This is a genomic window from Thermomonospora sp. CIF 1 (genome assembly GCF_001896795.1).
GTDB classification, from domain to species: Bacteria; Actinomycetota; Actinomycetes; order Streptosporangiales; family Streptosporangiaceae; genus Thermomonospora; species Thermomonospora curvata.
Window position 1 is genome coordinate 425,036 of sequence record NZ_MOYN02000023.1, and the last position, 11,821, is coordinate 436,856.

Genomic DNA, 11,821 nt, shown 5'->3' on the forward strand with positions numbered 1-11,821 from the left:
TCCGGAGCCGGAGCCGAGGCGGACCGCGCCCGACGCGCCACCTGGGGCTCCCCATAGGCTGGCGGCCATGAGGATCGTGGTGCTGGCGGGCGGCATCGGCGGGGCTCGCTTCCTGCGCGGACTCAAGCGGGCCGCGCCCGACGCCGAGATCACCGTCATCGGCAACACCGGGGACGACATATTCCTGTTCGGTCTGAAGGTATGCCCCGATTTGGACACGGTGATGTACACCCTCGGCGGTGGAATCAACGAGGAGCAGGGCTGGGGCCGGGCCGGGGAGACCTTCCACGTCAAAGAGGAACTGGCCGCCTATGAGGTGGAGCCGACCTGGTTCAACCTGGGCGACCGGGACTTCGCCACCCACATCGTGCGCACCCAGATGCTGTCGGCGGGGTACCCGCTGTCGGCGGTCACCGAGGCGCTGTGCCACCGCTGGCGGCCGGGGGTGCGGCTGATCCCGATGACCGACGACCGCGTGGAGACCCACGTGGTGATCACCGACGGGCAGGGCCGGCGGGCGATCCACTTCCAGGAGTGGTGGGTGCGGCTGCGGGCCTCGGTGCCGGCCGAGGCGATCGTGGCGATCGGCATCGAGGACGCCAAGCCCGCCCCGGGGGTGCTGGAGTCCATCGAGCAGGCCGACGTGGTGCTGCTGCCGCCGTCCAACCCGGTGGTCAGCGTGGGCACCATCCTGGGGGTGCCGGGCATCCGCGAGGCGGTGGCGGCCAAGACGGTGGTGGGGGTCTCCCCGATCATCGGCGGGGCGCCGGTGCGGGGCATGGCCGACGCCTGCCTGCGCGCCATCGGGGTGGAGACCAGCGCCCGCGCGGTCGCCGAGCACTACGGCCCGGACCTGCTGGACGGCTGGCTGGTGGACGAGGCCGACGCCGAGGTGGCCGAGCAGGGCATCGAGGGCATCGCGGTGCGGGCCCGTCCCCTGCTGATGACCGACCTGGAGGCCAGCGCCGACATCGCCCGCGCGGCCCTGCGCCTGGCCGAGGAGCTGCGGTGAACGGCTCCATCGAGATCTTCGGCGTGCCCGGGCTGCCGGAGGTGCGCCAAGGAGACGACCTGGCCGCGCTGATCGCCGGGGCCTGCTCCCCGGCCGACGGGGACGTGCTGGTGGTCACGTCCAAGATCGTCAGCAAGGCGGAGGGGCGCATCCTGGCCGCCGCCGACCGGGAGAAGGCGATCGACGCCGAGACCGTGCGGGTGGTGGCGCGGCGCGCCCACCCGGGCGGGGAGACCCGCATCGTGGAGACCCGGCACGGGCTGGTGCTGGCCGCCGCCGGGGTGGACGCCTCCAATACCCCGCCCGGCACCGTGCTGCTGCTGCCGGAGGACCCCGACGCCTCGGCCCGCCGCATCCGCGCCCGGCTGCGCGAGCTGACCGGGGCGCGCGTGGCGGTGCTGGTCACCGACACCATGGGCCGGGCCTGGCGGATGGGTTTGACGGACGCGGCGATCGGGGCGGCCGGGCTGCAGGTGCTGCAGGACCTGCGGGGCCGCACCGACCCGCACGGCAACCGGCTGGAGTCCACCGTGACCGCGGTGGCCGACGAGATCGCCTCGGCCGCCGAGCTGGTCAAGGGCAAGCTGGCGGGGGTGCCGGTGGCGGTGGTGCGCGGGCTGGGCCACCTGGTCACCGACGAGGACGGGCCCGGGGCGCGCGCCCTGATCCGCCCGGCCGCCGAGGACATGTTCCGCTACGGGTCGGCGCAGGTGCTGCACGCCCGCCGCACCGTGCGGGAGTTCACCGACGAGCCGGTGGATGCGGCGGCGGTGCGGCGGGCGGTGGCGGCGGCGATCACCGCGCCCGCCCCGCACCACACCACGCCGTGGCGGTTCGTGCTGCTGGAGTCGGCCGAGACCCAGGCCCGGCTGCTGGATGCGATGCGCGAGGCGTGGGAGGCCGACCTGCGCGGGGACGGTCTCGGCGAGGAGTCGATCGCCAAGCGGCTGCGGCGCGGGGATGTGCTGCGCCGCGCGCCCTACCTGATCGTGCCGTGCCTGGTGATGGACGGGGCGCACAGCTACCCCGATCCGCGCCGTTCGACGGCCGAGCGGGAGATGTTCTTGGTGTCGATGGGCGCGGGCGTGCAGAACCTGCTGGTGGCGCTGGCCGTGGAAGGGCTGGGCTCGTGCTGGGTGTCCAGCACGATGTTCTGCCGGGACGTGGTGCGCCGCGTGCTGGACCTGCCGCAGAGCTGGGACCCGATGGGCGCGGTGGGCGTCGGCCGTGCCGCCGCGCCGCCCCGGGAGCGCCCGCCGCGGTCCCCGGACGCCTTCATCGAGGTCCGCTGAGCGGGGCGCGGGCCGCGCGGACCGGCACGCCGAGGAGGGCGAAGCGCCGGTCCGCGCGTCCCGGCCCCTCGCTCGCCGGTTCTCGGCCGGGTGCCGGTCTTGGACGCCACGGCGCGGTGAACGCCGCTGCGAGGCGCCTCGGACGGCCGTGGCGTGAGCGCAGGTCCGTGGCGTCCGGCACGGAGCCGGTCACTTCCAGGAGCGGAGTGCGCGGTCGATCTGGCGCTGGGTGGGGAGCCTCAGCGGCCTGGGCGGGTCGGGGTCCAGGCCGTGGCGGCGGGCGTAGCCGCCGTTGATGGTGCCGTCCGGGGCGCGGAAGCCGTAACGCTGCAGGGTGTCGCGGGTGGCGCGGGAGCGCAGCGCGGAGGCGAACGCCTCGACGGCCTCGCGCCGCTGCGGCTCCTGGGCGATGACGGCCATCGGGTAGTCCACCATCAGCGTGCCCTCCCGCGGGGTGAGGACGACCGCGGGGTTGGGCCGGTGCGTTTCGTTGTAGGCGACCACGGCCTGCTCGGTGGTGACCACCAGGGGACGGTCGAAGCGTTCCAGGGAGGTCAGCTCCTCCAGCATCGCCTCCATGTCCTTAGGGGCGGTGCGTTTCAGCTCGTCCAGGAATTCGCCGCGGGCACCGGCGACCTGCTCCAGGGCGATCATGGCGAAGGTGCCGCTGGTGTTGGCGGACGGGTCCAGCATGCGGCGGGCCAGGGTCATGCCCCCGGCGAGGGGCGAGCGCAGCAGCCGCCAGCTCGGCCTCACCCCGGCGGCCTGCAGTTCCCGGCCGGCCGGACGGGTGGTGGCCAGCACCACCGGGGAACCGGCCAGCGCGGTGGGCACCTGCGGCAGCAGCGACTCTGCGGCCCCGGCCCGGCGGGCGACGGTGAACCAGATCGCCGACTCCGGCACCCACCCGTCGGCGCTGGCCCGGCCGGCGGCCAGGTCGGCGGCGACCTTGGCCGACCCCTCGGCGACGATCTGCACCTCCACGCACCGGTCGGCCACCCGGTGGTGCTGGGTGCCGAACCGGTCGGCGATGTCGCGCAGCGCCGGGGCGATCTCCGGCTGGGCGGCCACCGTGACCGGCAGCGGCGGCCCCGGGCAGGGCTCGGTCAGCGTCACGTACGCCCAGGCGCCGCCGCCGATGACGGCCAGCAGCACGGCGATGAGCGCCGCGAGCGCCCGCGGCCGCCGCCACGGCGCCGCCTTCGGCGACGGGGACGCCGCGGGGGATACGGCGGGGGGTACTTCGTCCGAACGCACCTGCTTCCTCCGGTCAGCCGACCGCAGTGGACCGCCGCCGGGACGAGCCCCGCCCCGGCCGGGCGCTGCGGGACCACGGCCCCCTGGCCGGAAGGCCGGACGGCCGCGACGCGGCGGGAGCCGTCCGGCCCGACCATCGAAAGGACCGCCCCAAGGAAACCAGACGCCCGCCTCGGTGCGAAGACCACCCGGCCTTTTGTGGAAACGCCGGTCCTCTGGCGGGAGCCGGACGGCCGCCACGGGCCGTGGCGGCCGTCCGGGGCGGCCGTGCCGGTCAGGTGACGAGCGGCAGGTCGATGCGGCCCTTGGCGGCGAGGGCGAAGTGGCCGACGCCGTCGGTGCGGCGGGCGGCCTCGATGCGTTCGGCGGGCGGCCGCTCGTACAGGGTGGTGCGCTGGACGGCGGGGCGGCCGGCGCGGGCGGCGATCTGCTCCAGGGAGGAGATCGTCTTGAACGAGCCGTGGTCGGAGCCGGCCATGCGGCTGATGGTCTCCTCCATCAGGGTGCCGCCCAGGTCGTTGGCCCCGCCCTGGAGGATCTGGGCGCACAGGTCGTCGCCGAGCTTCACCCACGAGCACTGGATGTTGTCGATCGCGCCGTGCAGCAGGATGCGGGCCAGGGCGTGCACCGCCCGGTTCTCCCGGGCGGTCGGCCCGGGGCGGGCCAGCCCGGCCAGGTAGATCGGGGTGTTGTGGTGCACGAACGGCAGCAGCACGAACTCGGTGAAGCCGCCGGTGCGCTCCTGGATGGAGCGGATCAGCCGGATGTGCGCCACCCAGTGGGCGGGGGTGTCCACATGCCCGTACATCATCGTGGACGTGGTGGGGATGCCCAGCTCGTGGGCGGTGGTGACCACCTCCACCCAGGCCGAGGTGGGCAGTTTGCCCTTGGTGAGCACCCAGCGCACATCGTCGTCGAGGATCTCGGCGGCGGTGCCGGGCAGCGAGTCCACCCCGGCCTCCTTGGCGGCCTGCAGCCAGTCCCGGATGGACATGTCGGCGCGGGAGGCGCCGTTGACGACCTCCATGGGGCTGTAGGCGTGCAGGTGGATGCCGGGGGCGCGGCGCTTGACCTCGCGGGCCAGGTCGAAGTAGGCGGTGCCGGGCAGGTCGGGGTGGATGCCGCCCTGCATGCAGATCTCGGTGGCGCCGGCCTGCCAGGCCTGTTCGACCCGCTGCCCGACCTGCTCCAGCGACAGCGTGTAGGCGTCGGCGTCGGTGCGGCGCTGGGCGAAGGCGCAGAACCGGCAGCCGGTGTAGCAGACGTTGGTGAAGTTGATGTTGCGGGTGACGATGTAGGTGACCTCGTCGCCGACGGCGTCCTTGCGCAGGTCGTCGGCGAGGCGGGCCAGGGCCTCCAGTTCGGGGCCGTCGGCGTGCAGCAGGGCCAGGGCCTGCTCGTCGGTGATGCCGGCCGGGTCGCGCTCGGCGGCGGCGAGGGCGGCCTTGACGTCGGCGTCGAAGCGCTGCGGCGCCCGCACCCGCTCGCCGATGGCCCGCCAGTCGCCGTAGATCTCATCGAAGTCGCCGCGGCGGTCGCTGGAGCGGCCGGTGGTGTCGATCTCCACGTGCAGCTCGGTGCGGCCGGCCGCCTGCGGGAACCCGCCGTCCGGCTCCTGCCAGGGCAGGCCCCGCGGGACGGCGTCCGGGCGGGCCAGCCCGGTGACCGGGTCGGCCAGCGCGGCGACGTGCGCGGCCACCCGCGGGTCCAGCCAGGGTTCGCCGCGCTTGATGTACTCGGGGTAGACGGTCAGCCGTTCCCGCAGCTCAAAGCCGTGCTCGGCGGTGCGGGCGGCCAGCTGTTCGATCTGCGGCCAGGGCCGTTCGGGGTTGACGTGGTCGGGGGTGAGCGGGGAGACGCCGCCCCAGTCGTCGATGCCGGCCCGCAGCATCAGCGCGTACTGGTCGTCCACCAGGTTGGGCGGGGCCTGGATGCGGGCCTTGGGGCCGAGCACCAGGCGGGTCACCGCGATGGCGGCGGCCAGTTCCTCCAGTTCGGCGTCGGGGACGCCGCGCATCTTGGTGTCGGGCTTGGCGCGGAAGTTCTGGACGATCACCTCCTGGATCGCCCCGTACTCCCGCATGGTCTTGCGGATGGCGAAGATCGCGTCGGCGCGTTCGGCGGGGGTCTCGCCGATGCCGATGAGGATGCCGGTGGTGAAGGGGACGCTGCTGCGCCCGGCGTCCTCCAGCACCCGCAGCCGCACGGCGGGGTCCTTGTCGGGGGAGCCGTAGTGAGGGCCGCCGCGCTCGGTGAACAGGCGGGTCGCGGTGGTCTCCAGCATCATGCCCATGGACGGGGCGACGGGCTTGAGGCGCTGGAAGTCCCGCCAGGTCAGCACGCCGGGGTTGAGGTGCGGCAGCAGTCCGGTCTCTTCCAGCACGCGGATGGCCATGGCCCGCACGTAGGAGAGGGTGTCGTCGTAGCCGTGCTCGTCCAGCCACCGGCGGGCCTGCTTCCAGCGGTCCTCGGGGCGGTCGCCGAGGGTGAACAGGGCCTCCTTGCAGCCCATCGCCGCGCCCTGCCGGGCGATCTCCAGCACCTCATCGGGGCTGAGGTAGGGGGCCGGCAGGCGGTGGGGGACGGTCGCGAAGGTGCAGTAGCCGCAGCGGTCCCGGCACAGCCGGGTGAGCGGGATGAAGACCTTGCGGCTGTAGGTGATGACGCCGGGGCGGCCCGCCGCTTGCAGGCCCGCATCCCGGGTCCGTGAGGCGTACTCCAGCAGTCGGTCCAGGTGGGGTCCGCGGGCGTGCAGCAGAATGGTCGCCTCGGAGTGGTCGAGGGCCTTGCCGTCGCGTGCGCGGGCCAGCGCCCGTCGTAGTGCCGACTCGGTCACCGTGCTGGCAGAGTCCATGGCCAGCACTCTATGCCAAACGTCATATTCGGCTTCTACCCGGCCCCTGCCGCATACCGGTCAGCGCACCCCGTGGCGGTCTTTATTCCCGTCCTCGGCGGCGGGCGGTGCGTCCGGACGTACCAGGGTCAAGCTCGGGAAACGCGCGACCAGGTCGGCGGCGGAGGCGCGCAGGGCCTCCAGCACGACCCGCACCGACGGCCGCACCTCGGCGCCCACGACCGTCCAGACCACGATGTAACGGCGCAGCGCGGCGTCGGCCAGGTCGCGCACCGCCACGCCGGGGAAGCGCTCGGCCCGCCCGACGTCCGGGAACAGGCACACCGCCCCGGCCCATCCCACCATCGCCATCATCACGTGGATGTCGTTGGTGCGGTGCCGGATGCGCGGCCGGTACCCGGCCAGGTCCACGCAGGCGCGTTCCAGCAGTTCGGCGGAGTTGGTACCGGGGTGGCCGGTCACCCAGGGCTCTTCGGCCAGGTCCGCCAGGCGCACCGGGCCGCCGTGCGCCGCCGCGGGGTGGGCCCGCGGCAGCGCCAGCCGCATCGGCTCGATGATCAGCTGTTCGGCCGACAGCTCGGAGCGGCGGGGCCGGGGCAGCACCGAGTACTCGTCGGTGATCACGATGTCCACCTCGCGCAGCACCAGCGCCTGCAGCACCCGGGTGAACTCCTCGTCGATCACTTCGATGGTCAGCTCCGGGTGCCGCTCGGCCAGGCCGGGCAGCACCGGGGCGAGCAGGTTGATCAGCGCGGTCTGGTACCCCACCACCCGCACCACGCCCACCACCCGGCCGGAGGCGGCGGCGGTCTCCTCCTCGGCCTGCTGGGCGCGGGCCAGCAGCTCCTCGGCGTGGGAGGCCAGCACTTCGCCGGCCTCGGTCAGCCGCAGCCGCCGCCCGGCCCGCTCGGTCAGCGGGACGCCCACCTCCCGCTGCAGCTGGGCGAGCTGCTGGGAGACCGCAGAGGGGCTGTAGCCCAGGGCTTGCGCCACCGCGCCGACCGTGCCGCGCAGCTTGAGTTCGCGCAGGATCCGCAACCGGCCCAGGTCCAACATCGTTCAGTGATTCTTACATGTTCCATACAGAAATCGTCGCTGGACCTGAACAATCGGGGCGGTCACACTGGAGACGGCGACCCGGGGCGGCGACCCCGTCCCCCGTCGCGACCCGCGCGGGAGCTCACCTTTCTCATTCCGAACCCCTCCGGTGTCCCGGACCGGCCCGGACGCAGGGCCGGCTCCCGGGGCCGCGGGGTTCACCGGACCTGCACACAAAGGAAGCCCCCATGTACCTCGTTCTCGGCTTGCTCCTCGCGCTGGCCATCGCCGGGCCGCTGCTGGGCGCCGACACCCGCGACGGCCTGGACTGGACGCCCGGCGACTTCTGGCTGCGGCGCCGCGTTCCCGGACGCGACCGTCCCCGCCGATCCGGCGTGGAAAGGCCCGGCAAGAACGCACGGACCTCGGTTCCCCCCGTCATGGGGGACGGCCGCCGGACGGCTCAGGTCGACCAGACGACCCGCTGCGCGGCCTAAAAGGCCTGTCGGCAAAGTCCCGAAAGCACCGACCCGGCCGGGCTCAGTCGCCTCCGGCGACGCCCCGCCGGGTGGCCTTGCAGCCGGCATCGCGCGCCCGGTGGATTCCGTGCAGCCGCCCGGACGATGCGGCCGGGACAGCTCGCCCGCCCCCGGCGGGCTCTGGCGGCCGGGAGTCCAAGGCGCACGGCCCAAGGTCCGCGCCGAGCTCGGTCCCGCGTGCAAGGCGCGACCGGTCCGGATCCGCCGCCCTTACACGTCCGAATCTCGCCAGCGTCAGGCGATCGCGCCGACCAGAGTGGAAGACGCGCGGCAGGGCGGCGATCCCGCCCCGGTCGCGACCCCGCGCGGGAGCTTTCCTCTCACATCCCCCCTCCCCGAGCCCGTCGGTATCCGGCCACGCCCCGAGGGCTCGCGGAATCTCACAGTGCGGAAGGTCTCATGTGCGTCGTTTTCGGCTTGCTCATCGCGCTGGCCGTCGCCGGGCCGCTGCTGGGCGCCGACAGCCGTGACGGCCGGGACTGGGCGTCCGGCTCCTGGCCGCGCCATCGCGCCCCGGGGCGCGAGCCGCCCTCAGCCCGGGATCAAAAGGCCCGGTAGTCCCGCACCGGCATGCGGGGCCCCCGGCGCGGGGGACGGGTGCCGCACAGCTTCACCAGCCGGGTGACGCGGTGGCGGTGCCCCGCATAGGGCGCCAGCAGCTCCAGCATCCCGGCGTCGTCCACCCGGCGGCCCGCCAGCGCCCAGCCCACCAGGGCGGGCAGGTGGTAGTCGCCCACCGAGACGGCGTCGGCGTCCCCCACCGCCCGCTGCCGGATCTCGGCGGCCGTCCACGCCCCGATCCCCGGCAGCGACCGCAGCCGCCGCTCGGAGGCGTCCTCCTCCAGCCGGGACGCCACGCGGGCGGCGTTCACGATGGTGCGCGCCCGGACCGCCTCCACGCCCGCCCGGTGCCACTCCCAGGAGGGGATGCGCGCCCAGCGGGCGGGCGGTGGAGGCACCCGCATGTCCGGGGCGCCGGGGGCGGGCTCACCGAAGCGCCGCAGCAGGTACCTCCAGGCGCGTCTGGACTCGGCCAGCGGCACCTTCTGCTCCAGCACGGCCGGCACCAGCGCCTCGAACACCCGGCCGCTGCGCCCGATCCGCAGCCCCGGCCGCAGCGCCTGCCACCTGCGGACGACCGGGTGCACCGGGCGCAGCGAGTCCGGGTCGTCGCGGGCGCCCAGCAGGTCCGGCAGCTCCTCCAGCAGCCGGCCGGCGCCCGGCCCCCACGCCTGCGCCTCCACCTCGCCCAGGGCGGGACGCGCCAGAACGCGCAGCGTGCCGGGGCCGTCGGGGGTGAACGAGGCACGCCAGATCGCCCCGTCCGGCGTCACCCGGTAGGCCGGGTCACCGCGGCCCCGGCGGTGCGGCTCCAAGGCGGCGGCCACGTCCAGCGGCCAGGGCGGACGCCATATCCGGGTGCGGCAGGGGATCACGCCCCTACCTAACCAGGCCGACGCGGCGCCGTGCGGACCCGGCCGCCGGATCAGGCGTCGTGGGAGAAGCGGACGGCCATGGGCGGCAGCTCCACGCCCGGCCACACCCGCAGCCCGTTCAGCAGCTCGTTGCCCGGCCCGATGGAGGCCCCGTCCCCGATCACCACGTCCACCAGCACCGCGCCGGAGCTGATCCGGGCGCCGCGGCCGATCACCGAGCGCACCACGCGGGCGCCGGACTCCACCACCGCCCCGCTGAACAGCACGCTCGACTCCACCTCGGCCTTCTCGCCGATGCGCACGCCCTCGCCGACCGTGGTGCCGCCGCCGACCCGGGCGCTGGGGGCGATGAACGCCCCGTCCAGCACCAGCACCCCGTGCTCGGCGCCGGAGACCACCGGCGAGGTCATCGCCCCGTTGACCAGGTCGCAGGCGCCGCGCACGAACGCCGCCGGGGTGCCCACATCCAGCCAGTAGGCCGCCTCCACATAGCCGATGATCACCGCGCCGTCGGCCAGCAGCGCGGGGAAGAACTCGTACTCGGCCGACACCACCCGGTCGGGCGGGATCTCATCGATCACCGAGCGGCGGAAGACATAACAGCCGGCGTTGACCTGATTGGTCGGCGGGTTGGGAGACTTCTCCACAAAGGCCAGCACCCGGCCGTTGGGAGCGGTCGGCACCGCCCCGTAACGGCGCGCGTCCTCCACCAGCGTCAGGTGAAGGGTGACCGCGGCGTCGGCCTTGCGGTGGGCGGCCAGCTGGGCGTTCAGGTCGTGGCTGGAGAGGATGTCGCCGTTGAGCACCAGCACCGGATCCGAAGGCCCGCAGGTCAGCGCCTCGGAGGCGTTGCGGATGGCGCCCGCGGTGCCCAGCGGCTCCTCCTCGGTGACGTACACGATCTCCAACCCCAGCCGGGAGCCGTCCCCGAACACCTCGTGGAACATCTCGGCGCGGTAGGAGGTGGCGAACACGATGCGCCGCACCCCGGCCTCCCGGGCCCGGGTGAGCTGGTGCTCCAGCAACGGGACGCCCGCCATGGGAAGCAGCGGCTTGGGTGTGGACAAGGTCAGCGGTCGCAGCCGGGTGCCCTGTCCGCCCACCAAAAGGATTGCCTCCACAGCGTTCCCTTCCGGATAGTTCGAAGCTTCACCAGGCGTCAGAGCCTATTGCAGGCCCCTCCCGGTGATCGGGGCCGCCGCGGTCCGGAAGGCGCACGGGTGGGAAAGGTTCACCGTTCCTTTTCTCGTGATCGGCAAAACCCGTCAGGGGGCTATTCCGGCAGGCCCACCGCACGCCGGCAGGACCGCAGGTGCGCCTTCGGCGGAGGCGGCCCGGGTGAAACGCCGGGAACGGCGCAGGGCGGCCTGCGACGGCGCCGCCCGGCGGGCCGGATCGCCGATCAGCTCCCGCAGCGCGGCGGCGATGCCGGCGGCGTCCGGGCTCGGCGTAGGCGACCACATCGCCCCCGACCTCCGGCAGGAACGAGCAGCGCGTGGTGAGCACCGGGGCGCCACAGTCCTCCCTGGGTCCTCTCGCCGGGATCGACCCTTTCGAGGGCCTACGCCGAACAGGGCCTGCGCGACGGCCGTTCTCGCGAGGACCCCGCGCCGGAGAACACCACACCCCGAATGCGTCAGGGCCGCTTGCGCGCCCGCACCAGCACGATGCTGCCCCGCTCGTTGGGGGCCCGCCGGTCGGCCAGCGCCACCAGCGGCACCAGGGGGGCGGCGGCGTTGAAGCCCACCCGGCCGCCGTAGGCCGACAGCGACAGGTACAGCCGCTCGGCCGCCGCGGTGCGGAACTGGTAGGAGTAGGTCACCATCTCCAGGCCGTGCTCGCCCATGAGCTCGCCCAGCGAACGGTGGGTGTAGGTGTGCTGGACGTGGTACTTGGCCTTGTGCGCATCGCGCAGCTTGGGCCAGGCGTCGGCGCGGCTGAGCACGTCGGCGGACAGGAACAGCTCCCCGCCGGGCTTGAGGACCCGCGCCATCTCCGCCAGCGAGCGGGCGCCGTCGGTGAAGTGCTCGATGGCGCAGACCGACAGCACCGCATCGAAGCTGGCGTCGGCGAACGGCAGCGCCAGGGCGTCCCCCTCGATCAGCGCCGGGGCGTGCGCCAGCGTCTTGCCGTAGAGCATCTTGGAGCGGGCCAGGTCGAGCGAGACCGCCAGCGCGCCGCGCCTGCGCGCCCGCCCGGCCCAGTACCCATCGCCGCCGGCGACGTCCAGCACCTTTTTGCCGCGCAGGTCATCGCCCATCCACCGCAGCAGCGTCCCGGCCTCGCGGAACCGGCAGATGTGCACCTGGTGGCCGAAGAAGGCCACCGCATCAGCAAGCTTCATGATGCGGGCCAGCCTATTGCCTCTCCATTGCCTCAGTGGCCTTCACCGC

General features: G+C 74.1%; 10 protein-coding genes. 3 read left to right on the plus strand and 7 right to left on the minus strand.

Going from position 1 to position 11,821, the window contains the following annotated elements; all coding sequences use genetic code 11:
- Nucleotides 1–67: 67 nt before the first annotated feature.
- Both cofD and BUE48_RS20270 read left to right on the plus strand, forming a co-directional pair.
- Nucleotides 68–1,012, plus strand: a complete 945-nt coding sequence (cofD, locus tag BUE48_RS20265; RefSeq protein ID WP_012854385.1) for a 2-phospho-L-lactate transferase — start codon at nucleotides 68–70, stop codon at nucleotides 1,010–1,012.
- A complete protein-coding gene (locus tag BUE48_RS20270) occupies nucleotides 1,009–2,304 on the plus strand; it encodes a coenzyme F420-0:L-glutamate ligase (protein WP_286990746.1) in 1,296 nt (431 codons plus the stop codon). The genes cofD and BUE48_RS20270 overlap by 4 nt, the downstream gene beginning before the upstream one ends.
- A 189-nt stretch (nucleotides 2,305–2,493) precedes the next feature.
- Here the strand turns inward: BUE48_RS20270 and BUE48_RS20275 are convergent, their stop codons facing one another.
- The 3 genes from BUE48_RS20275 to BUE48_RS20285 all read right to left on the minus strand — a co-directional run bounded on the left by BUE48_RS20275 (nucleotide 2,494) and on the right by BUE48_RS20285 (nucleotide 7,471).
- The gene (locus BUE48_RS20275) at nucleotides 2,494–3,561 is read right to left on the minus strand and encodes a substrate-binding domain-containing protein (RefSeq protein WP_012854387.1); all 1,068 of its coding nucleotides are present in this window, start codon (nucleotides 3,559–3,561) and stop codon (nucleotides 2,494–2,496) included.
- A gap of 274 nt (nucleotides 3,562–3,835) precedes the next feature.
- Nucleotides 3,836–6,415 carry a bifunctional FO biosynthesis protein CofGH gene (locus BUE48_RS20280; RefSeq protein WP_012854388.1) on the minus strand — a complete coding sequence of 860 codons (2,580 nt, stop codon included), beginning with the start codon at nucleotides 6,413–6,415 and terminating at the stop codon, nucleotides 3,836–3,838.
- A 60-nt stretch (nucleotides 6,416–6,475) separates the two neighbouring features.
- Nucleotides 6,476–7,471, minus strand: coding sequence for a LysR family transcriptional regulator (locus BUE48_RS20285; protein WP_012854389.1), 996 nt, complete (start codon nucleotides 7,469–7,471; stop codon nucleotides 6,476–6,478).
- A 230-nt stretch (nucleotides 7,472–7,701) separates the two neighbouring features.
- On the opposite strand from BUE48_RS20285, the gene BUE48_RS20290 reads away from it, so the two are divergent.
- Complete coding sequence (locus BUE48_RS20290) at nucleotides 7,702–7,950, plus strand: hypothetical protein (RefSeq protein WP_012854390.1); 249 nt, start codon at nucleotides 7,702–7,704, stop codon at nucleotides 7,948–7,950.
- Nucleotides 7,951–8,534: 584 nt separating this feature from the next.
- Here BUE48_RS20290 and BUE48_RS20295 read toward each other — a convergent pair.
- From BUE48_RS20295 to BUE48_RS20310, 4 genes are all read right to left on the minus strand, one after another.
- Complete coding sequence (locus tag BUE48_RS20295) at nucleotides 8,535–9,428, minus strand: DNA-3-methyladenine glycosylase family protein (RefSeq protein WP_012854392.1); 894 nt, start codon at nucleotides 9,426–9,428, stop codon at nucleotides 8,535–8,537.
- Nucleotides 9,429–9,478: 50 nt separating this feature from the next.
- Nucleotides 9,479–10,549: a mannose-1-phosphate guanylyltransferase gene (manB, locus tag BUE48_RS20300; RefSeq protein WP_286990747.1), complete on the minus strand. Its 1,071-nt coding sequence runs from the start codon at nucleotides 10,547–10,549 to the stop codon at nucleotides 9,479–9,481.
- Nucleotides 10,550–10,693: 144 nt separating this feature from the next.
- Nucleotides 10,694–10,891, minus strand: coding sequence for a hypothetical protein (locus BUE48_RS20305; RefSeq protein WP_286990748.1), 198 nt, complete (start codon nucleotides 10,889–10,891; stop codon nucleotides 10,694–10,696).
- A gap of 173 nt (nucleotides 10,892–11,064) precedes the next feature.
- The gene (locus BUE48_RS20310; protein ID WP_012854394.1) at nucleotides 11,065–11,772 is read right to left on the minus strand and encodes a class I SAM-dependent methyltransferase; all 708 of its coding nucleotides are present in this window, start codon (nucleotides 11,770–11,772) and stop codon (nucleotides 11,065–11,067) included.
- Nucleotides 11,773–11,821: the final 49 nt, after the last annotated feature.